Source organism: Pseudomonas sp. 22490 (assembly GCF_052044465.1).
In the GTDB taxonomy this organism is placed as follows: domain Bacteria; phylum Pseudomonadota; class Gammaproteobacteria; order Pseudomonadales; family Pseudomonadaceae; genus Pseudomonas; species Pseudomonas aeruginosa.
In genome coordinates this window covers 112,091-136,022 of sequence record NZ_JBQENS010000014.1, presented here as the reverse complement: position 1 = coordinate 136,022, position 23,932 = coordinate 112,091, and the positions used below count along the sequence as shown (strand labels likewise).

General features: G+C 63.9%; 29 protein-coding genes and 2 pseudogenes. 19 read left to right on the top strand and 12 right to left on the bottom strand.

Going from position 1 to position 23,932, the window contains the following annotated elements:
- Nucleotides 1–7 precede the first annotated feature (7 nt).
- From ACTJJX_RS17530 to ACTJJX_RS17490, 9 genes are all read left to right on the top strand, one after another.
- A complete protein-coding gene (locus ACTJJX_RS17530) occupies nucleotides 8–427 on the top strand; it encodes an ExbD/TolR family protein (protein WP_003085366.1) in 420 nt (139 codons plus the stop codon).
- Nucleotides 428–435: 8 nt separating this feature from the next.
- Nucleotides 436–1,182 (top strand): energy transducer TonB family protein, encoded by a 747-nt coding sequence (locus tag ACTJJX_RS17525; RefSeq protein WP_003098450.1) that lies wholly within the window; start codon nucleotides 436–438, stop codon nucleotides 1,180–1,182.
- Between the two features lie 67 nt (nucleotides 1,183–1,249).
- A complete protein-coding gene (locus ACTJJX_RS17520; protein WP_016852072.1) occupies nucleotides 1,250–2,956 on the top strand; it encodes a putative porin in 1,707 nt (568 codons plus the stop codon).
- Nucleotides 2,957–2,990: 34 nt separating this feature from the next.
- Complete coding sequence (locus ACTJJX_RS17515) at nucleotides 2,991–3,653, top strand: hypothetical protein (protein WP_003085372.1); 663 nt, start codon at nucleotides 2,991–2,993, stop codon at nucleotides 3,651–3,653.
- A 28-nt stretch (nucleotides 3,654–3,681) separates the two neighbouring features.
- A complete protein-coding gene (locus tag ACTJJX_RS17510; protein WP_003098446.1) occupies nucleotides 3,682–4,161 on the top strand; it encodes a YbjN domain-containing protein in 480 nt (159 codons plus the stop codon).
- Nucleotides 4,162–4,165: 4 nt separating this feature from the next.
- The gene (locus tag ACTJJX_RS17505; protein WP_016852071.1) at nucleotides 4,166–5,110 is read left to right on the top strand and encodes a peptidylprolyl isomerase; all 945 of its coding nucleotides are present in this window, start codon (nucleotides 4,166–4,168) and stop codon (nucleotides 5,108–5,110) included.
- Nucleotides 5,110–5,535, top strand: coding sequence for a hypothetical protein (locus ACTJJX_RS17500; protein WP_003110838.1), 426 nt, complete (start codon nucleotides 5,110–5,112; stop codon nucleotides 5,533–5,535). The genes ACTJJX_RS17505 and ACTJJX_RS17500 overlap by 1 nt, the downstream gene beginning before the upstream one ends.
- A 9-nt stretch (nucleotides 5,536–5,544) precedes the next feature.
- Nucleotides 5,545–6,531 carry a LysR family transcriptional regulator gene (locus ACTJJX_RS17495; protein WP_003141134.1) on the top strand — a complete coding sequence of 329 codons (987 nt, stop codon included), beginning with the start codon at nucleotides 5,545–5,547 and terminating at the stop codon, nucleotides 6,529–6,531.
- A gap of 71 nt (nucleotides 6,532–6,602) precedes the next feature.
- Nucleotides 6,603–7,268, top strand: a complete 666-nt coding sequence (locus ACTJJX_RS17490) for a helix-turn-helix transcriptional regulator (protein WP_003116524.1) — start codon at nucleotides 6,603–6,605, stop codon at nucleotides 7,266–7,268.
- Here ACTJJX_RS17490 and ACTJJX_RS17485 read toward each other — a convergent pair.
- The 7 genes from ACTJJX_RS17485 to ACTJJX_RS17455 all read right to left on the bottom strand — a co-directional run bounded on the left by ACTJJX_RS17485 (nucleotide 7,251) and on the right by ACTJJX_RS17455 (nucleotide 14,948).
- Nucleotides 7,251–8,156, bottom strand: coding sequence for a sterol desaturase family protein (locus ACTJJX_RS17485; RefSeq protein ID WP_003085391.1), 906 nt, complete (start codon nucleotides 8,154–8,156; stop codon nucleotides 7,251–7,253). The two genes, ACTJJX_RS17490 and ACTJJX_RS17485, sit on opposite strands and share 18 nt — an antisense overlap.
- 78 nt (nucleotides 8,157–8,234) lie before the next feature.
- Entirely contained in the window at nucleotides 8,235–9,551 is a 1,317-nt protein-coding gene (locus tag ACTJJX_RS17480) for an MFS transporter (protein WP_003123056.1), read from the bottom strand.
- A gap of 70 nt (nucleotides 9,552–9,621) precedes the next feature.
- Entirely contained in the window at nucleotides 9,622–11,016 is a 1,395-nt protein-coding gene (locus ACTJJX_RS17475; protein ID WP_003116523.1) for an amidase, read from the bottom strand.
- A gap of 127 nt (nucleotides 11,017–11,143) precedes the next feature.
- The gene (gene migA, locus ACTJJX_RS17470; protein ID WP_003163351.1) at nucleotides 11,144–12,043 is read right to left on the bottom strand and encodes an alpha-1,6-rhamnosyltransferase; all 900 of its coding nucleotides are present in this window, start codon (nucleotides 12,041–12,043) and stop codon (nucleotides 11,144–11,146) included.
- A 254-nt stretch (nucleotides 12,044–12,297) separates the two neighbouring features.
- The gene (gene catB / locus ACTJJX_RS17465; RefSeq protein WP_016852070.1) at nucleotides 12,298–12,936 is read right to left on the bottom strand and encodes a type B chloramphenicol O-acetyltransferase; all 639 of its coding nucleotides are present in this window, start codon (nucleotides 12,934–12,936) and stop codon (nucleotides 12,298–12,300) included.
- A 92-nt stretch (nucleotides 12,937–13,028) separates the two neighbouring features.
- Entirely contained in the window at nucleotides 13,029–13,808 is a 780-nt protein-coding gene (gene toxR, locus ACTJJX_RS17460) for a toxA transcriptional regulator ToxR (RefSeq protein ID WP_003120800.1), read from the bottom strand.
- Nucleotides 13,809–14,093: 285 nt separating this feature from the next.
- Nucleotides 14,094–14,948 (bottom strand): LysR family transcriptional regulator, encoded by an 855-nt coding sequence (locus ACTJJX_RS17455; protein ID WP_003123052.1) that lies wholly within the window; start codon nucleotides 14,946–14,948, stop codon nucleotides 14,094–14,096.
- Nucleotides 14,949–15,063: 115 nt separating this feature from the next.
- Between ACTJJX_RS17455 and ACTJJX_RS17450 the strand changes: the two genes are divergently transcribed.
- Both ACTJJX_RS17450 and gloA read left to right on the top strand, forming a co-directional pair.
- Nucleotides 15,064–15,360 carry a putative quinol monooxygenase gene (locus tag ACTJJX_RS17450; protein WP_003120798.1) on the top strand — a complete coding sequence of 99 codons (297 nt, stop codon included), beginning with the start codon at nucleotides 15,064–15,066 and terminating at the stop codon, nucleotides 15,358–15,360.
- Between the two features lie 44 nt (nucleotides 15,361–15,404).
- Nucleotides 15,405–15,800, top strand: coding sequence for a lactoylglutathione lyase (gene gloA, locus ACTJJX_RS17445; protein ID WP_003098430.1), 396 nt, complete (start codon nucleotides 15,405–15,407; stop codon nucleotides 15,798–15,800).
- 43 nt (nucleotides 15,801–15,843) lie between these two features.
- Here the strand turns inward: gloA and ACTJJX_RS17440 are convergent, their stop codons facing one another.
- Both ACTJJX_RS17440 and ACTJJX_RS17435 read right to left on the bottom strand, forming a co-directional pair.
- Nucleotides 15,844–16,350, bottom strand: coding sequence for a GNAT family N-acetyltransferase (locus tag ACTJJX_RS17440; RefSeq protein WP_003123051.1), 507 nt, complete (start codon nucleotides 16,348–16,350; stop codon nucleotides 15,844–15,846).
- Nucleotides 16,351–16,409: 59 nt separating this feature from the next.
- Complete coding sequence (locus ACTJJX_RS17435) at nucleotides 16,410–16,667, bottom strand: YjhX family toxin (protein WP_003085431.1); 258 nt, start codon at nucleotides 16,665–16,667, stop codon at nucleotides 16,410–16,412.
- A gap of 339 nt (nucleotides 16,668–17,006) precedes the next feature.
- Here ACTJJX_RS17435 and ACTJJX_RS17430 point away from each other — a divergent pair, with 339 nt between their 5' ends.
- The gene (locus ACTJJX_RS17430; protein WP_023082823.1) at nucleotides 17,007–17,300 is read left to right on the top strand and encodes a DUF2845 domain-containing protein; all 294 of its coding nucleotides are present in this window, start codon (nucleotides 17,007–17,009) and stop codon (nucleotides 17,298–17,300) included.
- Nucleotides 17,301–17,531: 231 nt separating this feature from the next.
- A complete protein-coding gene (locus tag ACTJJX_RS17425; protein WP_010895516.1) occupies nucleotides 17,532–18,008 on the top strand; it encodes a hypothetical protein in 477 nt (158 codons plus the stop codon).
- A gap of 435 nt (nucleotides 18,009–18,443) precedes the next feature.
- Here ACTJJX_RS17425 and ACTJJX_RS17420 read toward each other — a convergent pair whose 3' ends face one another.
- The 3 genes from ACTJJX_RS17420 to ACTJJX_RS17410 all read right to left on the bottom strand — a co-directional run bounded on the left by ACTJJX_RS17420 (nucleotide 18,444) and on the right by ACTJJX_RS17410 (nucleotide 21,297).
- Nucleotides 18,444–19,958: a P-loop ATPase, Sll1717 family gene (locus ACTJJX_RS17420; RefSeq protein ID WP_023082822.1), complete on the bottom strand. Its 1,515-nt coding sequence runs from the start codon at nucleotides 19,956–19,958 to the stop codon at nucleotides 18,444–18,446.
- 319 nt (nucleotides 19,959–20,277) lie between these two features.
- Nucleotides 20,278–20,970, bottom strand: coding sequence for a hypothetical protein (locus tag ACTJJX_RS17415; RefSeq protein WP_023082821.1), 693 nt, complete (start codon nucleotides 20,968–20,970; stop codon nucleotides 20,278–20,280).
- A 54-nt stretch (nucleotides 20,971–21,024) separates the two neighbouring features.
- Nucleotides 21,025–21,297: a DNA-binding protein gene (locus tag ACTJJX_RS17410; RefSeq protein ID WP_071534339.1), complete on the bottom strand. Its 273-nt coding sequence runs from the start codon at nucleotides 21,295–21,297 to the stop codon at nucleotides 21,025–21,027.
- A gap of 112 nt (nucleotides 21,298–21,409) precedes the next feature.
- Between ACTJJX_RS17410 and ACTJJX_RS17405 the strand changes: the two genes are divergently transcribed.
- From ACTJJX_RS17405 to ACTJJX_RS17380, 6 genes and pseudogenes are all read left to right on the top strand, one after another.
- Complete coding sequence (locus ACTJJX_RS17405; RefSeq protein ID WP_016852068.1) at nucleotides 21,410–21,625, top strand: hypothetical protein; 216 nt, start codon at nucleotides 21,410–21,412, stop codon at nucleotides 21,623–21,625.
- Nucleotides 21,622–21,738 (top strand): annotated as a pseudogene (locus tag ACTJJX_RS17400) (Arc family DNA-binding protein); the annotation flags it as partial. The gene ACTJJX_RS17405 and the pseudogene ACTJJX_RS17400, both read left to right, overlap by 4 nt.
- Nucleotides 21,739–21,994: 256 nt before the next feature.
- Nucleotides 21,995–22,281 (top strand): annotated as a pseudogene (gene pflM / locus ACTJJX_RS17395) (lysogeny maintenance protein PflM).
- Between the two features lie 515 nt (nucleotides 22,282–22,796).
- Nucleotides 22,797–23,231 carry a hypothetical protein gene (locus ACTJJX_RS17390; protein WP_003125073.1) on the top strand — a complete coding sequence of 145 codons (435 nt, stop codon included), beginning with the start codon at nucleotides 22,797–22,799 and terminating at the stop codon, nucleotides 23,229–23,231.
- Between the two features lie 120 nt (nucleotides 23,232–23,351).
- Nucleotides 23,352–23,603 (top strand): hypothetical protein, encoded by a 252-nt coding sequence (locus tag ACTJJX_RS17385; protein WP_003124954.1) that lies wholly within the window; start codon nucleotides 23,352–23,354, stop codon nucleotides 23,601–23,603.
- A 13-nt stretch (nucleotides 23,604–23,616) separates the two neighbouring features.
- On the top strand, nucleotides 23,617–23,835 hold the full coding sequence (locus ACTJJX_RS17380; protein ID WP_003163345.1) for a hypothetical protein: 219 nt from the start codon (nucleotides 23,617–23,619) through the stop codon (nucleotides 23,833–23,835).
- Nucleotides 23,836–23,932: the final 97 nt, after the last annotated feature.

The window sequence follows — 23,932 nt, the reverse complement described above, 5'->3', positions numbered from 1 at the left end:
GAACGCCATGGCTTCCGTGAACAGCAGCCACGACGATGACGACGACGGCGCCGTCGACAGCATCAACATCACCCCGCTGGTGGACGTGCTGATGGTGGTGCTGGTGATGTTCATCCTCACCGCCACCGCCCAGGTCGCCGGGATCCAGATCAACCTGCCGAAGGCCAGTGCCACCGTGGCGCTGTCGCAGCCCAAGACCAAGGCGATCTCGGTGAACGACGCCGGCCAGGTGTTCCTCGACGCCTACCCGGTGACCCTGCCCGAGCTGGAGGACCGCCTGCGTACGGAGAAGGCCCTCAACCCCGACTTCCCGGTAGTGGTCCGCGGCGACGCCACGGTGCAGTACCAGAAGGTCATCGAGGTCCTCGACCTGCTGCGCCGCCTGGAGCTGTCCCAGGTCGGCCTGGTCACCGGCAAACCGACCTGAGGCCCGGGATGAACATGTCCGCCGATCCCAAGCACACCCCCGAGCCGAAAAATGCCGCGCCGCTGTCCATCGACGGCCGCCCGGCGAACCCGACCCTGCGCTACCTCAAGTGGGGCCTCGGCGCGCTGCTGCTCGCCGGCCTCGCCTGGCTGGTCTGGGAGTGGGCCAACGACATGAGCGGCGTGCGCCGCGAGGCGCCCAAGGTGCCGGCGATCATCCCGCTGCCGCCACCGCCTCCGCCGCCGCCGGAAAAACCGCCGGAACCGGAGCAGCCGGTGGAAGAGGAAAAGATCGTCGAGCCGGAACCGCAACCCGAACTGGAGGAGGTCAAGCCGCAGGAGGAAGCGCCGCCGTCGCCGGCCGACGACCTGGCCGACCCGATGCAGATGGATGGCGACGCCCAGTCCGGCTCCGACGCTTTCAACATCGGCGCCGGCAAGGGCGGCGGGATGGCCGGTTCCGGCGGCGGTCGCGCCGGCAACGCCAGCTATAGCCAGTACCTGGCCTACGCCTTCCAGCGCCTGCTGCGGGACAACCCGGAGCTGCGCAACCTGGCGTTCCGCCTGCAGGCGGAGATCTGGCTGAGTTCCTCGGGGGATATCACCCGGGCCGAACTGACCCGCTCCAGCGGCGACCCCGAGACCGACCAGAAGGTGCTGGCCGCGCTGCGCGCCGCCGGCCGCCTGGAAGAACGCCCGCCGGCTTCGCTGACCCTGCCGGTGCGCATCGCCCTGCAGGGCAAGCGGCCGGGATGAGAAGACGCCAACCCAGAATGATTTCCGGCAGGCGACTGCCTTGAAGGACCTTAGGAGCCGTACACAGATGAACGCGAAAGTGAACCGACTGGCGCTGGGGATGGGCGTCATGCTCGCCGCGCTGGCCGGCCAGGCGCAGGCCCAGCCGCCGGCGCCCTCGGAGAACGCCACGATCAACCTGATCCGCCTGTTGGTACAGCAGGGCGTGTTGAAGAAGGAACAGGCCGATGCGCTGGTCAGGCAGGCCGAGGCCGAGGCGTTGCAGGCCCAGCAGGCGCGCCAGGCCGTGGCGCCCGCGGCGGCCGTCGCCGCGGTCCCCGGGGAGGTCCGCGTACCCTATATCCCGCAGGTGGTGCGCGACCAGATCCGCGACGAAGTGAAGGCCGAGGTAATGACCCAGGCCAAGGCGGAGAACTGGGCGCAGCCCAACGCCTTCCCGGACTGGGCCTCGCGCATCAGCTTCGACGGCGACGTGCGCCTGCGCTACGAGTCGCGCTCCTTCGGCAACGGCAACAGCAACCAGATCACCGACTTCGCCGAACTCAACGACGACGGTCCCTATGACGTCAACCCGAATACCAGCTCGGGCCTGCCGCCGCTGCTCAACACCCGCGAGGACCGCGACAGCCTGCTGCGCCTGCGCGCGCGCTTCGGCCTCAAGGCGGCTCTGTCGGAAAGCTGGAGCGCCGGCATCCGCATCGGCACCGGTTCGGACAACAACCCGGTGTCGACCACCCAGACCCTCGGCGGCGGCTTCGGCAAGAAGGACCTCTGGCTCGACCAGGGCTACCTGACCTGGAAGCCCAGCGAGCGCCTGAGCCTGACCGGCGGGCGGATCGCCAATCCGTTCCTGTCCACCGACCTGTTGTATTCCAACGACCTCAACTTCGACGGCGTGGCGGCGATCTTCAACCAGCCGCTGAGCCGCGATGTCGCGCTGTTCGGCACGGTCGGCGCGTTCCCCGTGGAGTACAGCTCGGACACCGCCTCGTCGAACGGTTTCGACAAGGAAGACAGCGACAACAAGTGGATGTACGGCGCGCAATTGGGCGCCACCTGGAAGATCAACCCGCAGCACAGCCTTACCGGCGCGCTGGCCTACTACCGCTTCGACGATATCGAAGGGCGGCGTTCCAGCCCCTGCCGGCCCTGGGCCGGAGATCCGGAGTGCGACACCGACGGCAGCCGTCCGACCTTCATGCAGAAGGGCAACACGGTGTTCCTCCTGCGCGACATCGTGCCCAACCCGGCCGACCCGGCGAACACGCCGAACCCGCAGTACGTCGGCCTGGCCTCGGAGTTCAACCTGCTCGACCTGAACCTCGGCTGGGATGCCGAGCTGCCCAACGACTTCAAGCTGCGGGTGGCCGGCAACTACGTGCACAACCTGGGCTACGACGAGGGCGACATGCGCAAGCGCGCCGGCGGTGTGGCGCAGATCGCCAACAACCTCGGCTCCGACGGCGACATCAAGAGCGGGGCGAACGCCTGGATGCTCCAGTTCACCCTGGGCAACGCCCTGGACATGCGCGACGCCGGCGACTGGCAGGTCTTCGCCGCCTACAAGTACATCCAGCCGGATGCCCTGCCGGACGGTTTCAACGATTCCACCTTCCACCTTGGCGGGACCAACGCCAAGGGCTACATCCTCGGCGCCAGCTATGGCTTCGACAAGCGCGTCTACGGTACCGCGCGCTGGCTCAGCTCCGACGAGGTCTACGGCGCACCGTTCTCCATCGACGTCCTGCAACTCGAGGTCAACACGCGCTTCTGAGCGCTCCTCGAGGCAGACCATGAAGAGGCAGACCATGAACACGCGACCTTTCTCATTACCGATCTGGGCCCAGGCGCTGCTCGCCGGGGCCGCCTTCGCCGCCTACGCCAGCCAGGCGGCCTACGCCGACAGCCTGGAGGAACGCCTGCGCGCCCAGTTGCGCAGCACCACCCAGCAACTCCAGGCGCTGCAGACCGAACAGGCCCAGGCCACCGCGGCGAAAGCCGCGCTGGAAAGCCAGCGCGATGCGGCGCTGGCCCAGGTCAAGCAACTGAGCGCCGAGCTGGCCCGGGCCAAGGGCCAGGCCGAGCAGCTCTCGGCCCAGCAACAGGGCTTGCACGACCGGGCGCGGCAGATGGTTGAGGCGAGCAACGAGCAACTGGGCAAGTACAAGCAGGCCTACGACGAGTTGCTGGTCATGGCGCGAGCCAAGGAGGCCGAGCGGCAGAAGCTCGACCTGGCGTTCCGCGAGCACGACCAGCAGTTGCAGCAGTGCACCGCGAAGAATCGGGAGATGTATGGCGTGGCCAAGGAGATTCTCGGCGCCTACGAGAACGTCAGCGTCGCCGAGGTGATGAAGATCCGCCAACCGTTCGCCAGCGGTGCGCGGGTGAAATTCGAAGAGATGGCGCAGAAGCTTGGCGACGATCTCTACAAGACTCAGGTCGAGAACCGCCAGGCGGCGCTCGCCCAGTGAAATCCGATAGCAAACCAGGAACCCGGACATGAACGACATCACCCTGATCGAACACCTTTCCGTCGACAGCCTGACCGAGGCCTTGCAGGAGGCCGGCTATCGGGTCAACCGCAGCGAGCAGAACGGCGTCGTGCAACTGCTCAGCGCCAGCCAGGGAATCGGCTACGCGGTGCGCTTCGGCAATCCGGCGGCGACGCCGGCGAGCTACCTCGACTTCACCTTCAGCTGCGCCCTGCGCGTGCAGGGCGAGTTGCCCGCCGGGCTGACCGAGCGCTGGAATCTCAGCCGGCGCTTCGGCCGCCTGTCGCAGCAGGGCGAGTTCCTGGTGATGGAAATGGACGTGATCGTCGCCGGCGGCGTCAGCCCGGCCAACCTGCGTAGCCATATCGAACTGTGGGATCGCCTGCTGCAGGAGTTCATCGCCTATCTGCGCGACTACAGCCGCCTGGCCGCGGAGCAGCAGGGCATGGCGCAGGATGCCGGTCAACCCGTCGATGGCGAGGCCTGAGCCGATGCGGCCGGCATTTCGTTGCGGTGTCCTGGCGTTCGCGCTTGCCCTTCTCGCCGGCTGTGGCCAGCGCGAGGACGGCGGCGCGGGCCAGGCCCAGGCCGCGCTTGCCAAGCCATCTCCCAGCGCCGCCGCGGAGCCCGCGGTGGCCCGCCTCGGCGCCTTGCAGGTGGCGCCGGACGAACTGAAGGCGCTGCTGGCCGAGGTGCCGGCGGAAACCCGCGTGCAGTTGAGCGAGAACCGCGACGCGCTGGAGCGCTGGATGCGTGCGCGACTGGCCGAGAAGGCGCTCTACGAGCAGGCCAGCGCCCAGGACTGGCAACAGCGTCCGCAGGTGAAGACGCTGATCGATGCGGCGGCGCGGCAGATCGTCCTGCGTACCTACCTGGAGTCGGTGAGCACGGTGCCCGAGGACTACCCCAGCGATGCCGAACTGCAGGCAGCCTACCAGGCGAACAAGGCGCAACTGGCTGTACCGGCGCTGTACCGGGTCAGCCAGATCTTCATCGCCGCCTCTGCGGCCGGCGGGCTTGCCGAAGCGCGCAAGCGCGCCCAGGAACTCTACCGGCAGGCTGCGGACGGCGACTTCGCCGAACTGGCGCGCAAGCATTCCGACGACCCGCAGACCGCCCGCAACGGCGGCGACATCGGTGGGTTGCTGGCGCAGGCGCAACTGCTGCCGGCGATCCGTCCGGCGCTGGAACGGCTGAAGGTCGGCGCGGTGTCCGAGCCGATCCAGGGCGCCAACGGTTTCCACCTGGTCAAGCTGACCGAGCGTCGCGACGCCCGCCTCGCCACCCTCGACGAGGTCCGTGGTCGCCTGCGCGAAAGCCTGCGCGCGCAACGCCAGGAGCAGATAGCCAAGGCCTACCTGGATGGCCTGGTGAACAACGCTACCCTGAGCATCGACGGCGCGTTGCTCGGCAAGACCCTGGCGGAACTGCACTGATGGACGGCATCCCGGAGGCCAGGCGTGGGCCGCGCGCGAGCCGCTGGCGGCACCTGCGCAGTTGGCTGTTCGGCGAGCCCGAGCGGTTCCGCGACGAACGCCAGCGGCTCTGGGGCGCCTATGCCGCATGGCTCGGCGAGCAGGTCCAGCAGCGCCTGGGCGAAGACGCCGAAACCGCGCCGCGGCTGCTGGCCTTCCTGGAGTCGCGGCGCGCGGCGGGGCAGTTGCCGAATACCGACATCGACCTGCGGGTCTGGCTCGACGAACGCGGCTGGATCGTCCGTCTCGCCTGCCTGCGCAGCGACGCCGAGCCGATCGAGAATGAACTGCGGCGCGCGCTGATGGACCGTTCGTTGCGCCTGCCGCCGCCGGAACACATGCCGCAGCCGATCGAACTGCGGATTCGCCTCATGCCTGGACGCTAGCGAGGAAGCATGGCCCTATCGGAGTCCGCCGGGCAGCGCCCGGCACTGCTCAGGCCCGCGCAGGGACGCGACGACCGTGCCTATTGGCACGAGCTGTTCGGTTCTCTGGAGGTGGTGCATTTCTTCCTGGTCACCGCCCGTTGCGGCTGTTTCATGCAGGCTGCGCGCAGCCTGGACGTCAAGCCGACGCTGCTGCGCAAGACCCTGGCCCGGCTCGAGGAGCGCCTCGGCCTGCATCTGTTCGTGCATGAGGGCAACGCCCTCTCGCTGACCCGCGAGGGCCGCATCGTCCAGGCCGCCGGGCAGCGCCTGGTCGAGGACAGCCAGAGCCACGCCGATCTTCACCGGCAACAGCCGCTGGTGCGCCTGGCGGTGGCCGAAAGCGTCCTGCACGATGTGCTCAGTCGCGAGCTGTGGGGCTACCTGCGCAAGAACGCCAACCTGCGCGTAGCCCTCGCCGAGTTGCGCGAGGGCTGGCCGGAAAGCGCAGGGCCGGCGGAGATCGCCATCTGGATCGCCGATCCGGGGCAGCCGCATCCGCCGATGGAAGGCCACTTCGCCGCACCGGCGCGCATCGCTGAGCTGGAGTACCAGCCGCACATCGGCAAGCGCTATTCGCGCGAGCGCACGCGGCCGGCCAGCGAGGACGAGCTGGACGACTACCTGCTGGCGCAGCTCCACGGCCAGGCCGCCAGCGCCGCCCTGGCACCCTGGAACCGGCGGGTGGCGGCTCGCCAGTCGGGAGTGATCGAGGTACAGAGCCACGACCTGCTGCTACAGGCGATCCTCTGGGGCGCCTGCATCGGCCTGCTGCCGCATTACGCCGGACGCCTGGAGCGCAACCTGGCGGCGTTGCCGCAGGTCTTCGACGAGCCGATGCGGCGGGAAGTCTGGATGAGCGTGCAGCCGGAAGCGGAGAACCGCGTGGAGGTGCGTGCCTTGCTCGATCTGATCGAGCACGCCTTCGACGACCGGCGCGACTGGTTCGGACGCTGACCTTGCGGGCTTGACGGCGGTCGCCATAGCCGACACCGTTTCGCCACGGAACGGTTGACGGAAGGTACGCGATGACGGAGCGGCATTGGCAGGGCGAGGTCTGGCTGGCGCGGGACCACGCGCTGTTCGCCGGGGTCAACGGCGATACCCGCGAGCACGCGCACTATGCCCACCAGTTGCTGCTGGCGGAGACGCCGCTGCGGGTGCGCGTCGCTGGCCAGGTACTGGAGGCCCGGCGCTTGCTGGTGCCCTCGCTGCAAGCCCATTGCGTCGAAGCGTCGCAGCCGTTGCTGGCGCTGTACGCCGAGCCGCTGGCGTTCGACAGCGACGACCTGCGTCAGCTTCTCGAGGACGCTCCCGGCGAGCCCGAGGCGTTGCTGGGGCGGCTTGCGCGGCTGCCTCGTCGACGGCTCGACCGCCGCGTCGAAAAGGCCCTGGCGGCGCTCGACGAGCAACTCGCGGCGCGGGTCGAGGCGGAAAGACTGGCGCGCAGCGCCAGTCTTTCGCTGAGCCAACTGGAGCGGCTGTTCGCCGTCCAGGTCGGCCTGTCGGTACGCCGCCTGGTGCTCTGGCGCCGCCTGTACCTGGCCTTCGCCCTGGCCTTGCAGGGGCGCAGCCTGACCGAGGCGGCCCATCACGCCGGCTTTGCCGACGCCGCGCACCTGTCGCGCAGCGTACGCAGCCTGCTCGGTATCCGCGCCGGCCTGTCGCTGCCGCACCTACGCCTGGCCGGCTGAACGCCCCAATCCTTCCGGCGGCTGTGGGACGTGCCTGCTGCGTGGCAGGTCGCGGAATGGCGCGAGCAACTGGCCGGCATAGTCGCGGGGATAGTCAGGCTGGTCGCCGATGCCCATGTCGGTGCTGTCCAGGCGGTAGTCGGGACGATGGAGGGCGGTGCCGAGCAGGCGGTCCCAGACGCTGAAGAACAGCGCGAAGTTGACGTCGCCGGCGCGCCCGTAGCGGATGTGGTGCAGGCGATGCAGCGGTGCCCAGGCGAACACATGGCGTAACCCGCCGATGCGCATGTCGACGTTGCTGTGTTGCAGCAGCAACTGGATGCCGATGGCGAAGGCGAGCAGCGCGGCGACCGTCTGCGGCACGCCGAGCAGCAACAGCGGCAGGGTGCCGCCGAGCGCTTCCAGGCCCAGGTGCAGGGGATGCTTCATCAGCCCGTTGAAACCGTACAGGCGCTGCACGCTATGGTGCACCGCGTGCAGCCGCCAAAGCAGCGCCGAACGGTGGCTGGCGTAGTGCACCAGGGTGATGCCGAGATCGGCCAGGACGATCGCCAGCAGCAGTTGCAGCCACAGCGGCCAGGCCTGCGGCCATACCGGCCAGAAGCCCAGGACTCCGGCCAGCAGTGGCAGGGCGAGGATGCCAAGTGCGTTCAGGCTTTCGTTGACCGACGCGTGCAGGACATCGCGCAGGCGGTCGGCGTGCGGCCGGTTCCAGCGTGGCTGGTAGGGCAGTCGTCGTTCGGCGAGAAAGGACAGGCCGAGCGCCCCGAGGAACAGGGCGACCAGCCAGGCGTGGGAAGCCTGGCGATAGCCGACCTGCCAGGTCGCCAGGCCGATGAAGCCGGACCAGAAGAGGGGCGCGTAGGCGTAGCGCAGGAAGAACTGCATGGTGGGACCTCCGGATGAATGAGGTCCCCAGCGTCGCTCGCGACAGGCCGGCGGCGCTTGAACGAACCGCGCAAGTTCTCAGTCGCGCAGCACCAGCGGCGCGCCTCCCATGTCCCCGCGACCCGGCCAGGTCTCGCGGGCCAGCCAGGCCCCACCCAGGCAGACCAGGTTGGCCAGCAGCAGGTAGCCCAGCGGCGACAGCGGATTGCCGGTGACGCCGATCAGCCAGGTCACCACGATCTGCGCGGTGCCGCCGAACGCGGCGACGCCGGTCGCATAGACCAGGGAAAAACCGGTGGAGCGCAGCGCCCGGGGGAAGCTTTCTACCAGCAGCACGATCAGCGCCGCGCCGCTCATGCCATGCAGGGCCGAGAGCAGGGCGAGGACGGCGAGGAAGACTGCCGGCTCGGGGTGACGGGTCATTGCCTGCAGTGCCGGGAACAGCACCGCGAGCAGCGCCAGGCGCGGCAGGATCAGCACGGCGCGGCGCCCGTAGCGGTCGCAGAGCACGCCGCCGAGCAACGCCGAGAGCGCCAGGGCGGCGCCGGCGACCAGCGTCGAGAGCATCGCGATGCCCGCCGGCAGGTGTAGCTCGGTAAGGGCGAAGGTGGTCATGTAGTTGAGGAAGTACTGGGTGATGGTGCTTCCGGAGAGGATCAGCAGACCGAGCAGCAGGGCCCGCCGATGATTGCCGAACAATTCGCCGAGCAGGCTCCGGGTGCTGGCCTGGCGGCCGCGTCCGGCAAAGGTCTCGGCCAGGTTGAGGCGGATGTACAGGCCGATCGGCAGGACCAGCAGGCCGGCCGCGAAGGGAATCCGCCAGCCCCATTCCTGCAGTTGGCGCTCGTCGAGCCAGAGGGTGAGCAGGTAGCCCATCAGCCCGGCGGCGACCGCCGCGATGCCTTGCGCTACGACCTGCCAGCAGGCGTAGGTGCCGCGCTTGTGCGGCGGCGCCGCCTCGAGGATGTAGGTGGTCGCCGGTCCGGCCTCGCCGCCCCAGGCCAGGCCTTGCAGCAGGCGGGTCAGCACCAGCAGCAGCGGCGCAGCCGGGCCGATGCTGTCGTAGCCGGGGAGCACCGCGATGCCGCCGGTGCCCAGCGCCATCAGGAACAGGGTAAGGAGCATCGCCGGCTTGCGCCCGGCGCGGTCGGCGTAGGCGCCGATAAGGATCGCGCCGAGGGGGCGGATGACGAAGCCGACGCCGAACGCGGTGACCGACAGGAGCAGGCTGACGAAGGCGCTGTCGGAGGGGAAGAAAGTCCGTCCGATCATCACCGCGAAGGTGGCATAGACCCCGAAGTCGAAGAACTCCACGGCGTTGCCGAGGACCACGGCAAAGACGCTGCGGCGGCTGGCCGGATCGGCGGCCGCCGGGGGACGGGTGGGGGAGCGCATGGCGAAGGCCCTCTCGGAGTGACGACTGAAACACTCAGGCCTGGAGCCGAGCGACGAGCGGCCGCCGGCTTCAGTCAGCCGGCGGCCGGGGCCAGCCGTGGATCGGACCGCGCCAGCCTTCGTAGGTCTTGCCGATGCGCAACAGCCAGGTATCGGCGAAGCGCGGCGCGACCAGTTGCAGGCCGATCGGCATGCCGGCGGCCGTGAAGCCGCAGTTTATCGAGAGCGCGGGCTGTTCGCCCATATTCCACGGCACGGTGAAGACGATGTGCTCGAATGGTCGCTGCGGGTCGTTCAGCGGCGAGGCCCAGTCGGCGGGGAAGGCCTCGACCTGGTTGGTCGGCGTCAGCAGCAGGTCGATCTCGCCGAACAGCCGGGCGGCGCGCCGGCGCATCTCGAAGGTCTGGTTGAAACCGCGCACCGCATCGACCCCGCTGACCCGTGCGCCGCCCTCGGCCCAGGCGTGGACATAGGGCAGCACCCTGGCCCGCCGCGTCTCGTCGAGGAGCAGCAGTTCGCTCCACAGGCGGGCGCGCCAGAAGTCGTTCAGGCCGTCGAGCAGGCTCCGGTCCATCAGCGGTTCGACGATCCTGAGCTGGGCGCCGTGCTCCTCGAACAGCCGCGCCGCGGCCTCGATCGCGGCGCGGATTTCCGCGTCGGGCTGCAGGCCGCAGCCGGGGTCGAGTTGCAGGCCGACCCTCAGGCCGCGCACCGACAGCGGCTCGGCGCTCCAGTCCAGCACTTCCGGCGGCAGGCTGGTGGCGTCGCGGGCGTCGGGCTGCGCGAGGTAGCGCATCAGCAGCAGGCAGTCGTCCATGCAGCGGGTCATCGGACCGGCGCAGCGACCGGTGTAGTAAGGGTCGATGGGGATCCGCCCGAGGCTTGGCTTGAAGCCCACCAGGCCGCACCAGCCCGCCGGCAGTCGCACCGAGCCGCCGATGTCGGTGCCCAGGTGCAGCGGTCCGTAGCCGGCGGCGGCCGCCGCTGCCGCGCCCGAACTGGAGCCGCCGGTATTGTTGGCCAGGTTCCAGGGATTGCGGGTGACTCCGTGGAAGCTGGAGAGGCCGGATGAAAGCATGCCGAAGTCCGGAACCGTAGTCTTGGCCAGGACGATCGCGCCGGCTTCGCGCAGCCGAGCGGCCGGCGGCGCGTCGCAGGGCGCGGGTTGCAGGGCGGTGGCGGCGCTGCCCAATGGGATAGGTTCGCCAGCGGTGGCGATCAGCTCCTTGATGGTTACCGGCAGCCCGTCCAGCGGGCCTTTGGGCTGTCCCTTGCGCCAGCGCTCGGTGGCCGCCGCGGCCTGTTCGCGAACCCGTTGCGGGTCGAAGCGATACAGCGCGTTGAGATGCGGTTCCCAGCGCTGGATGTGGGCCAGCAGATGCTCGTAGTACTCGCCAGGCGAGAGTTCCCGGCGGGCGAACAGTGCCAGCAGGCGGGTTCCCGGGAGGTCGTGCAGCGCGGTCATTCAAGCTCCCTCGAAGAACGGCCGCGGGCGTCAAGCGGCCGGCCTACCCGTTGTCGGGCGGCAATTCGAAACCAAGGTGTATCGGGGAGGTATAGCCCATGCACGACGAATCTTCGCGGTGACGGACTCAGCTCTCGTGATGGAGAAGGAAGCGCTTCAACCGGCGGAAGGTGGTGCGGTTCCACTGCCGCAGCGGCAGCGAGCGGAGCAGTTGCCAGGCATGCCGCTTGTCCGCGACCACGGCGTATTTCAGGGCCTTGTTGACCAGCTCCGTGCGGCCGCGCTCGTAGGCGGGATGCGACTGGTAGGGGGCGATGGTGCGCAGGTCGGCATCGAGCAGCACCTTGTAGCGCCGCGACAGGTTGTCGGGGTGGCGCCGGTAGCGGGTGACCAGTACCGGCAGCTTGTGGATCTGGTAGCCCTGGCTGGCGATGCGCAGGGTCATCTGGAAGTCCTGCACCTTGATCTCGGGATCGTAGAAGCCGGCGGCGCGCAGGGCCTCCATGCGGTACAGGGACACCGGGGCGCCGCAGACGTAGGCGTTGCCGAGCAGGTAGTCGAAGTCCAGCTGGCGGATGCGATTGCCGTTCTGCCGCTTGGTTTCCTGGCCTTCGCTGTCGATGTAGATCACCAGGGCGCCGACGCAGCCGACTTCCGGGTGCTGGTCGAGGTACGCGGCGCGCACGCTCAACGAGTGCGGCAGCATGATGTCGTCCAGGTCCGGCGTGGCTACGTAGTCGCCGCGGGCGTGTCGCAGGCCGAAGTTCAGCGCCGCGCTGACGCCCTGGTTCTGCTGGCGGTAGAGCTGGAAACCGTGGACTTTCTGCAACTGCTCCAGCATGGCGTAGCTGTTGTCGGTGGAACCGTCGTCGACGATGATCACTTCGAAATTCGGGTAGTCCTGCTCGTAGATGCTGCGCAGGGCTTCTTCCAGGTACTTTTCCGCGTTGAAGCAGGGCGCTACGACGGATACCAGCGGGGCGTCCGTCGTGTCTGAGTGCTTGCTGGAAGTGGCTTCTTCAATCATGTGTCGTTCTTGTCACTCGTCTTGCCCGGTAGCCGTTCCAGGAGGCCGCCGGTCATGAAGTCCTGCGATCGTTCCGGCGATCGTTGCTCGGCACGGGCTGGCGGAAACACAGCGTTTCGTTCCGCCGGTACGGTCGCTGGAGTGGCTCTGGCACGCATGCCTGGATGGCCAGGCATCGCGACAGTACACCGTTGGAAGCATAGAGGGTAGGCCATCGGGCCCGAGAAAAATCCTCGACCTCCTTCGTCCAACCGTCAGGCCGAGGCCTGGCACTGTTTCCAGTGCCGGTACAAGGCGGGGATATCCCCAGTACACAGCAGTGGCATGGCTGCCTCGATATCGGCCAGTGGCCAGTCCCACCAGGCCATTTCCAGCAGGTTCTGGATATCGCCATTGGAAAAGCGCTTACGAATGGTCCGGGCCGGGTTACCGCCGACGATGGCATAGGGCTCGACATCGCCGGTCACCAGCGCGCGGCTGCCGATGATGGCTCCGTGGCCGACCCGTACGCCGGGCATGAACATCGCCTCGGTACCGATCCAGACGTCATGGCCGATCAGCGTGTCGCCCGCTGGCTGATAGCCGTTCACGGCGCCGGCGAAGGCAGGCTCTTCGTGCATGAAGTGGAAGGGGAAGGTCGACGCCCATTCGGCGCGGTGTCCCTGGTTGCCGGCCATGATGAAGGCGGCGCCACTGCCGATCGAGCAGAAACTGCCGATGACCAGCTTGTCCACGTCGTCGCGGTCCGGCATCAGGTAGCGGGCGCAGTCGTCGAAGGAATGCCCGTGATAGTAGCCGGAGTAGTAGCTGTAGCGCCCCACCCGTATGTTCGGGTTGCTGACCTGTTCCGAGAGCAGCTTGCCCCTGAAGGGGCTCTCGAAATAGTTGCCCATGACCGTCGTCCCTGTCCGTCGAAACCGCCAAGGGTAGCGCCTGGTGGGATAGCGGGCCAGCCTGGCGTGACGGCTGGCAGCCGCGTCGGCGTTCAGCAGGCCGGACTGCTGAACGGCCAGGCCTGGAAAGGCTCCGAATAGTGCCTGCCGTGACGGAAGGCGAAGGGGAGTGCGTTGGCTTGTTGGTGCAGTTCCTCATTGTCGACGTTGAGGCAAAGCATCTGGATGTCCTGTGCCACCAACAGCCGATTCAGGTACTCGATGCTCTTGCGCTGGCGCAGGTTACGCGTCAGCGGGCCGGGGGCAAGCAGGCGCGCGTCCAGGCCCAGGTAATCGCAGAGGCCGGCGTCGACCTCGGCGAAGCACTGGCGAGCGTCGGTATCGATGCGTTGCGGGTGCAGCGCGATGCGCACGCCGCTGTCGCGTAGCCGGGCGAGGGACGCCAGGTACTCCGCCGAGGCGGGTTCCTGCTCGTCGATGGCCAGCAGCAGGCAGAGTTCGACCTGGTGCTGCTGCAATTGCCTGGCCGAGGCCAGGATCCGCTCGCAGACCCCGGCGTTGCCCAGGCTGCTGGCATGCAGGGGAATGAAGTTCTTGCCGAGCAGTTCGAGGTCGGTGTTGTGCCGGTGCACGCACAGGAGGCGTGCCAGCAGGTGCTTGACCGCCGCCTCGGCAAGCAGCGGCGGTGCGCCGGAAAGGAAGGCCGACAGGTCGACGCGCTGGCGCCGTTCGCGCAGGGAGAGCTTGCTGCCGACCAACGCGCCGTTCCTCGCATAGATGCCATGGGCGAAGAGCTCGAATCCGTCGTTCGCATCACGGTTGCCGAGGCAGAGCCATTTCAATGGCGGGGGCGTTCTGTCTGTCGCAGTCATAAGTGATGGCTCTATGGGCAAATCTCGCCAAGGCGCTCGGGCATGGAGCCCGCACGCAGGGTTGAGGGGTATCTAGCGGAGACGACCCTACCTCCCACGAATCAAGGTCTTTCGTCGGAAAACCCAGGGGGCAGGTAGGGGATCGGCTCGGCAATCGGCCGCCGAGGGTACTTCCGGTGTCGCCGCCAGGCCTGTTTGGTGGCGGCTTTTTCTCTGGTCTGTGCAGTGGTTCCGCTGTTACCGATTTTTCCGAGTGCGTTTGTGTTGCGGCATCGATCATTGGCGTCAGTCGGCGCCGATGCTGTCGATGAAGCCCTGGATCAGCGGCGAGGCTTGCTGTTTGCGCCAGACGAAATGGATATCGCTGGAGTCCAGGCCGGCTACCGGTTCGGCATGGAAACCCCGTCGCGCGGAGGGCATGCGTGCAACGAAGCTCTCCGGCACGCAGGCGAAGCCGAGACCGGCCTCGATGCAGGCGAAGAGGCTTGGGTAGGACTCGATTTCCAGGGTTGCACGCGGCTGGATACCGCTTTCCGCCAGCCAGCGGTCGACCTGGCGGCGGTAGTGGCAAGTGTGGCCGAACACATAGAGTTCGAGGCTGGCGAGGTCCTCGGGAGTGGGTGCCGGCAGGTCGGCGGGAGTGACCCGCAACAGGCGCTCGCGGAAGGCCAGGCGGCTGGCCAGCAACGGGTGTTCGATGGGGCCGTCGGTGACGATCAGGTCCAGCTCTCCCTCCATCAGCAGGCGCTCGAGCAGCAGCGAATGCTCCGGGCGGATGTGCAGTTCAACGCCCGGCGACTCGCGGCGGTAGCGGGCCAGGCGCTGGGGCAGATGATTGGCCAGGGCCACGTCCAGTGCGCCGACCCGTAGCGCGCCGTGCGCCTGGTCGCCGGCGAACAGCGCGGCGGTCTCGTCGGCCAGCGCCAGCAGGCGCCGGGCATGGCGGTACAACAGGCGGCCCTCGGGGGTGACCAGCAGGCGATTCCTTTCGCGATTGAACAGGGCTATGCCGAGTTGTCCTTCGAGTTCGCGCAAGCGGGTAGTGATGTTCGACGGCACGCAATGCAACTGTTCGGCCGCGGCTGCGATGGTGCCGCGTTCGACCACCGCGCAGAAGAATCCGAGTTGAGAGAGTTTCACATCATTCTCTTTAAGTGAGTGACTTGCTGATTATTGATTACTTTTAATGAGTGAAAGGCCACCCTAGCATGGACCTCGCGATCGCTTCCAACCCCATTTCACGAGGAAAGATTCCATGACCTACCACGTACTGGTTCAGTTCGACGTTCCCTCCGACAAGCGCGAAGCGTTCGCCGCGGCAGGCCTGTTCGATGCCAATGGCTCGTTGCAGAACGAACCGGGCACCCTGCGCTTCGAGGTGATCCGCGACGAGAACAACCGCAACCGCTTCTACCTCGACGAGGTGTACGAAGACGAGGCGGCGTTCCTCCAGCATTGCCGCAACGAAACCATCGCGCGCTTCTACGAACTGATCGACAGCTACGCCTTCGGTCCGCTTTTCCTGTTCAAGGGCTACCGCATCGAGGGTTGATCCCCGCTCCGGCGGCTCGCCGCCGGATTCCACGGAGAATTTCCATGCGAATCCTGCACAGCATGCTCCGCGTGGCCGATCTCGAGGCCGCGCTGGAGTTCTACACCCGCGCCCTGGACATGCGCCTGCTGCGGCGCCGGGACTATCCCGAAGGCCGCTTCACCCTGGCCTTCGTCGGCTACCAGGACGAGCGCGCGGCCGCTGCCCTGGAGTTGACCCACAACTGGGACCGGGACGGCTACACCCAGGGCGACGGCTACGGCCACCTGGCCATCGAGGTCGAGGATGCCGCCGTCACCTGCGCCCGGGCCAGGGCGCTGGGCTATCGGGTCACCCGCGAGGCCGGGCCGATGCAGCACGGACGCAGCGTGATCGCCTTCCTCGAAGACCCGGACGGCTACAAGGTGGAACTGATCCAGAAGGGTACCCAGTTCGATTGAGCCCGCGACCAGGGGGCGACATAGCGGCTGCTGTCGTTCCGGCTCAGTCGCTGGCGTCGAATGCGGCGTGGAAGGCCACTATTCCTCGCGCCATGCGCCCGCTGAAGGACTGTGTCTGGAAGTATTCGGCGGGAACGCCGGGCAACGCCAGGCCGCTTTCCACCCGAAAGCCGAAGCGCGAGTAGTAGGTCGGTTCGCCCAGTACCACGCAGCCACCCGCGGGCAGCAGTCGCAACTCGGTGAGCAGGCGCCGGACCAACTGCGAACCGAGACCCTGGCGCTGCCGCTCGGGCGCCACCGATAGCGGCGCGAGGCCGTACCAGTCGCCCGCTTCGCCATCGATGGTCACTGGTGAGGCCGCGATATGGCCGATCACCTGGCCGTTCGCTTCGGCCACCAGCGAAAACGTCAGCGCGCCGGCACGGCGCAGGGCGTCGACGATGTACTGCTCGGTATGGCTGCTGTGCGTTTCGTTGCGGAACGCGGCTTCGGTCAGGCGGGCGATGGCGTCGATGTCGCCGGGCGTTTCCGCACGGATGGAAATATTCATGCAAGCACTCCTCGGAACCCCCGCCTTGTCCCGGCGGGGGCAATGGAAAAGGAAGGGGGTCAGCGATTGTCCGCCTGCGGGCGCACGGCTTTCAGCCCGGCCATGGATATCCGGTAGGGCCTGCCCTGGCGGGAGTGGACCAGGCCCTTGTTCTTCAGCCTGGAGAACACCGCCAGGGTGCAGTCGAGCAGCAGGTGGCCGTCGCGGTTGTAGCACTCGACGCGGGTGATCTTGCCCGAAGCGTCGCGAAGGAAGGCGATATGGCCGCCCTGGGCCAAGGCGTGAAGCGTCCGTTGTTCCGGCTTGGAAACGTTCATGTCGGTAGAACCTGTAATCATCGGTGTGACAACGCGGCCGCACGGCGCGAAAAGGCGCGTGCGAGCCATGGCGAAGGCAGATAACCGGCGACACCTCGTGCGGGATGACGAAGTGGCGGTTATCGGATGACTACTATCTCCAACATGCAAGCCTCGGATCGGGGAGGGCGCAGCCACGAAAGCGTGCTGCGATGCGGCAGTCTAACGAAGCTGGCGAAGCGACGGCAAGGAACTGCCTGCGTCGCCATGCCGCTGTGCGACGCTTGCGCCTTTGTGAGGGAGTTCGCCTCGCCCCGCGGCGGTCCGCGCTTTCATTATCGGGGGAGGCGGGAGGTATCCATGTTTCGCACGGCGCTGATGCTGTTCATGTCTTCGTTGGCAACTCCTGCCCTCGCCTCGATGAGATGCGGCACGCATCTGGTGGACGAGGGCGACAGCGTCGAGCAAGTCCTGGAAAGGTGCGGGCAACCGCTGAGCAGGATCGTCAACGAGCCTGCCCTGCGCAACAACGGCGTGCCCAAGTTGAATGCCGCACGCACCGAATTCTGGGTGTATGGCCCCAGTGGAGGCGTCTACCGACACTTGTGCTTCATCGATGGCAAGCTGGTCGAGATTCGGCTCGAGCGGAAGTGATACGAGGCTGTTGAGGAGTTATTCCTACAGATAATTACTAATTTGCTGCGGAACACCGTGAAAGAGCGCTGAGAGAGAAGACGAGCCGGGTGCGGGCCCAGGTGGATGCGTCTTCCGTCGTGTAGGAATTGCCCGATATCGGGCGGCGGGGCGGAAAGTTGCGGGCCACCCTGATCGCATACCTGAAAAGTTGGCGGCGTAATCTCCGCGATTTTCAGGCGAGGACGCGTCGTGTTGAAGTTATTGGTCGTGGTTGCTTCCCTTTTCATCGGCGGAGGCATGGCCATGGGAGAGCCTGGGGGGGCGGATGGGTTTTCCGCTGTCGCAGCGGTCGATCCGGGAGCGAACCCCGAAGCGCAACTGGACGAGGAGCCCCAGGAGGTCAGCGAAGCGCCGGCCTATCGCGTGGATGACCTCACCTTCCTGTACCTCACCCATGAGGTCTATCTGGAACCCTACGTTTCCTGCCGTCCGAAAGTCCTGGGCGAACGTTCGTACGTCGCCTGCTGGAACGAAACCTATTCCGGCCGCTCCCCGCTGAATTTCTGGGAATACGACGGGGGCGACTTCCTCGCCCTCAACGACCCGGCACGTGTGTTGGCCGAGGGAAAGTTCGCCAGCGAGCAGCGCATCGGCGAAGCGCCCCTGCCGCTGCCCCTGGATATCGATCTGGACCAGTTGGAGCGGGCCTACTCGCTGATGATGTAAAGGAGAGGAACCTTCCGGCTGCGTCTCCGCCGAAATCCATGGGGCGCTTCCGATCTTTCCCGGGCTTTACGCGGTAAAGCCTGAAAACAGAAAGCCCCTGGCACTGGTTGGTGTCAGGGGCTTTTGCATTGGGATCTGGAGCGGGCGAAGGGAATCGAACCCTCTAAAAGAGGGCTTTGAAGCATTTCTGTACGTTCCAATGCCATTGTTTTCGTTGTCTAGGCGTCTCGCTCCGTAGCTCTTCTTGCCATTGATTTCGACACATTTTCGACAGGTGTCTGATGTCTGCTAACGGCCAGAAGCGGCCGGACTAGCAGACAAATAAATCTGTCCCATTTTAGGGCTTGCATGGATTGTTTGTGGTGCGGCTTGCTAGTTTTCGCAATCAAAGCTTGTGATTGCGAAAACTAGAGATCGTCAGCTTGGCAAAGCTGCTTACTTATTGATGCGCAACACCTCCCGGTAACTTGGATGCACTTCCCAAGACATTCCATCATCAAGATTAATATTCGAAGTTAGTAGATTTGGTCTCTCTTCATAGCGAACGAATCCCAATCCCGTAACATCAGTCTCATCGCGTGCAGCAATGAAGCCACACCTGAACAGAAAATGAGCTACTGAAAGAGCCCCTTTTTCTGAATTGATTCCGTCAATCACAGGAACGCCGACTCTTCTTATTATCTTCTCTACTACATGATCGATAAGCTCGTTTGTTGTGAATCTGTAAACGCCACCGCTGAAGGATTCAATTATATTCTGGAGCGTTGGGCACTGATGACGATGCTCCTTGTACAAGTCGCTTACACGGAATTGTCCATAGTTCCTTAACACCGCCCTGATGTGTCCAATCGATATAAGAGGGAATGACTTATCATAAGCGTCACGACCAGCGAGCTTGCAAAGTTGAGCGGCCCATCGAGGGCGCCCAGCTGATAAGATATGAATTGGTCTATACGATTCCAGGCGACGACCTGCCCATTGGAAAGGTTCATTGAACACAATTTTTCGGATTTTGTAGCCATCAGTTTCCGGCTGCAAAGAAGTGAATCTGGTGTCATCGCTGTAGTAGCGAGAAAAATAGCTGATAATTTTATTTTCTAGAATTCTCCCGCTCTCTGTCGTACTCCAGGCAAGATCCAGCATGTATTGTTCACATTTATCTAAAGCTTCATCGTGCTGGGCTAAGACGGACCATACATCACTCCTCACGGATGCGCGAATACAGAGGCCTTTTACAGAGCTGACCAGGTTTCGACAGGCACTAAAAAAAGTGCTTGCTTTGAGTCGCTCATGCTCTGTATTGACGAACGTAGCATCCACGTCGTCAACAAATAACCACACCGTAACTTCCTGGTTTCCGAGTACCCTTTTGAGCACAGCTTGATGGTCGACAGCAGTTAGCCTTGTGCGATCAATTTCAGCGCCCAATCCTTTTATTTTTAATCTGTCAAATAAAGCGCTTACAATATTTCTGTTTCGAAATCCAGCTATCTCGGCAGACTCGATTAATAGCATTGAGTCATCAGTAAATCCATAGCGTAATGTTGAGCCAAGCTCAAGATTGATCTGTGAGCAGATCCGTTGTTGCCAGCCATATAACAACTCATCAGGCGAGCTTGATTTAACGTCTTGCAGTGCTATTAGGTCAGCAGCCTTGACGTAGATTAAGATTTCCCCTGCGTTTGCTTCTTTTCGCAGAAAAAGCGTCTGCTTGAGTAGTGCCGATTTTCCTACCCCTTTTCTAGATCTGACGTAGGCAAGTCGTGTGTGTGGAGAATAGAAGCGACCAAATTCCGGCTTGTCTAGGAAATAGCTATTGAGTACATCTAGATCTTCATCATCTCCTGCTTCGTTGCCGAATAATTCCGGATTAATTAGATCGCTTCGCTTTGCGCTATTATGGGGTGCTACGGAGATTGAGTCGGAGGTACGGTTAGCTCGGCGGCGCATGGATGCTTCCTTGTAATTGCGAGTGGCGTAGTGTCAGTTACTGTATATAACTCTTGGCTGTTTACTTGCAGGGGTGGTATCAGGTAGTAGCTGAGGTTTGGAGTGAAGCGTATCGATTGTGCCATAAGTGACTTGACCTCTGGCGATGCTAAATCGATTTGCACAAGGTATTAAATAAATTATCAGCTGGTTCCGGCCGATTTCGCCCGTCATGGCCGGTGGAAATTGACCAGAGGTGGGCTGTTCCTCACCTAGTAGATCCATAATTTTGGTTTCGTCTTGGTTTTCTAAAAAATAAGTTGCCTTGATTTTAATTAAACTATCCCATTGGGTTGAAGCTGCTCGCCGCAGTGCAGTAACGTGTCTTCATTCGATCACTGCTTACTTTGCGGTCATTGTCATAACGCACACGCCAGATTCTGCACTGTTCATGGAAATATTGCTTGGCAGCCTTGCGGCATTCGCGGAAGTCGATTGATCCGCGTCGGTGATTTGCGCAGACACTGGAGCCATCTATGTAATTGTTTACAGATAGCCATTCCGCCAGATAGTTTGTACCACCATTCCAGCTTTTGATCCATTTAGAGGTTCGCTCGCGGCTTGCTCGGTTGACTTGGCGTTGCTGGGTTTGCTGGGGTGCGGATACTATTCGATGGGTTGTTGGCGGTGTGTAGATGTTTGCCGGCTTTTGTGGCCTGTAATTGCTATCGTTATAAACAGCTTGCTTAGGCTTGTTCTGTTGATGATTGCGCGCATTAACATTTTCCCAAAAAAGCTCTTCTGATGTCTTTTTGGGCTCACTTTCTGGAATGTTATAGTTAGAGGTCTGAGTAGGGTTTTCAGAATAGGAGGTCTGGCCAGCCTGTGGTTTTGCTAGGAATTGGTTTTCTGCCATGTGTAAGGCTAACCCTGAAAGCCCTAGCCCTAGAGCAATTGCCAGCGACCATTTGCCAAAGCTCTGGCTCCGCTTTCTTTTTAAGTATTCTGGTGCATCGTCCTTGTCAGCTTTCATTCTTGCCTTCCGTCCGTAGGGCATACCATCGCAGTGCTACTTTTCTAGTGATCGCTATCCCGCGTTTTGATTGGGCAAGTTTCGATTGGCTTCGTCATAGGACGGGCTAGTTTGCCCAATTTCAGGCATAACTTCTCCGGTCATGAGCCACCAGCGATACTGGGGATAGATTTTCCCCAGCTGTTCTAGCTCTTCTGCGCCAATTCTCGCCCTGCCTCTCTTAATACTCTGCCAGCGAACGTAGTCCTTGCTATTGACCTCTGCCAACTCTTTCAAGCTGGTCTGATCAAGCAATTGAAGCGCTCTATTGGCCATGCCTTCAGCCATTGATAAATACCATTATGGACTATTGTCATAATTTCTGATTTATGGATAATGTCCATATGGACTAAATCCATATATGAATTTTGTTAATGCCACGAATAGTGACGGAATGAGCATGGAACTGGAAGAGCTTAACCCCAGTGCCCTGATAGGGCCGCAACAGGATGTGGAGTCCATCGAACGGTGGGCGGAGCGCAACGGCATTAGCTATGGCACTGCCCGCGCCTGGGTTTATCGAGGCGTGCTGCCGTCCGTGAAGCTCGGAAAGCTGCGCATGGTGAATAGCGCGCTGCTTCGCAACTGGCTGTTGGAACAGGAGTGGACGGCATGAGCCGCACCGATCCGCAATTCAAGCTCCGGATGCCTCCAGCTCTTCGCGCTCGGGTTGAACAGGCTGCCAAGGCCTCTATGCGTTCCCTGAATGCCGAACTGGTCTTCCGTGTTGAGCAGAGCTTTGAAGGCGTTGAGGTAGCGCGCGTTCTGTCGAGCAACCCGATTAACGCGTTGCTGAGCTTCCTTGAGGGCTATCTGCTGCACGCGGCGGAGCATCCCAGCGAACCCTTCGACCGCGCCCTGATGTTGATCGATGGCCTCATGGACGCCGGCTACCTCTCCCAGCCGGAAGAGTCCTATCTGACCGACCTGCGGGTTGAAGCTCTCGCCTGGGGCCGTGCTCGCCAAGATAAGGAGGAAGCTGACCATGTCGTCTCCGAATTACTTGCGCCAAACCCACGCCCCGGACTGCGGCTGCTCTGTGTGCTGGTCCGCAAGGCAGGTCATCCCATTGCACAGCCCGTCGCCGTGTCCGGACTGCCGGCCCCCTGGGCTGCCCTATCTGGAAGGTGGCCGCTGGCTCTGCCGTCCCCGTTCCTTCTGCGCGAAACACGACCCGTCCCGGCGTCCGCCGAAGTACTGGCACGTTGTGTACGACAGCGGGAAGCCACGCCCTTTGTGCCCGTGCGCGAAGCATTCCAACTGGAGGGCTGATCCATGCTCGCTGACACCCTGAAAGCGCTGCTCCTGCTCTGCTTGATCCAAGCCGCCCGCACCGTGGCCGATCCGGTCAAGGGCCGCGCTCCCGGCTCGTCGGAACAGCCTCACCGTTCCGGCGAACGGAAGCACGGGCGCAGCGCACCCTTGAACGCCTCCCCCCTGAAACAGCCTCCGCTGGGGAGTGTGGGGCAGCTTCTCCGCCCCGCGCTCCCGAGCCCTCGGCGGCAAGAGCGGGATGACAAGGGCAGAGCCCTTGGTGTTGCTCTGCGGGTTCCAAGGGGAAGCGTTCCCCTTGGCCGTTGGAGACGACGTTGCGATAGGGATCGTTACCCGAATGGGCCGAGACGAGTACCCGTGGTTGGCTTGGTTCGCTAGCGAATAGAGCCCGGCCCGAAGGGATCGCCCAACACATCACTTTCACCCAACACCGCTGAATGAAGGCGAAACAGCCGAATTTGCAGCAGCGGGACAACTCACGCCGAAAAAGGCGAATTGAAGGAGAAACACCGATGAACATGTTTGCAACCCAAGGCGGCGTCGTCGAACTGTGGGTCACCAAGACCGACACCTACACCTCGACCAAGACCGGGGAAATCTACGCCTCGGTCCAATCCATCGCCCCGATCCCGGAAGGTGCCCGTGGCAACGCCAAGGGCTTCGAGATCAGCGAATACAACATCGAGCCGACCCTGCTGGACGCCATCGTCTTCGAAGGCCAGCCGGTGCTCTGCAAGTTCGCCAGCGTGGTCCGCCCGACCCAAGACCGTTTCGGCCGGATCACCAATACCCAGGTGCTTGTGGATCTGCTGGCCGTGGGCGGCAAGCCGATGGCGCCGACCGCCCAAGCCCCGGCCCGCCCGCAAGCACAGGTCCAAGCCCCGCGCCCGGCCCAGCAGCCGCAGGGCCAGGACAAACAAGACAAGTCTCCGGACGCCAAGGCGTAAGCCGTAGGAGGCCGCGATGCTCCGCTATCTCTCGCTGTTCGCGGTAGGTCTGGCCACCGGCTACGCCTGGGGCTGGATCGACGGCCTAGCGGCCTCCCTGGCTGTTTGAGGACTGCACGAATGGAAGGCTCTGTATCGGTTCAAGTGTGCAAGACCTGGGTCCAGAACGCGGACGGCACGGTTGGCTGTACGCACCTTGAGTGGATACAGACCTACCTGCTGCCGCCTGAGGCAGAGGGCTATTTGACTCTGCTGATGGGTGGTTTCGACCCGTCGGCCTTCCGCCTCGGCTTCGCCGGGACCATCGGGCTGTTCGCCGTTGGTTTGGGGGCTGGCTTGATCATTTCCGCCATGCGCAAAGCGCGCAATTAATGAGGTTCCAATCATGGAAAAAATGAAAACCCTGTTCCGCAACGCTTCCATCGCCACCGCCGGCCTGGCCGTGGCCAACGTCTCCTTCGCCGAATCGCTGCTCGACGAAACCACCAAGGGGGTTCTGGCGCAAGCCAGCACTGATGGCGGGTCCGTGGCCAAGTTGGTGATCGCCGCCGTGGCGGTGCTGGTCGGCCTCGCCCTGGTCATCGGCGCGATGCGCAAGGCCTGACGTGATCTGGTCCCTGATGCTGGGCGCATTCATGGCGTCCGCGCTGCTGACGGGATTGAAAATCGGCCAGTATCAGTGACAGGAGGAGGGGCCGAAA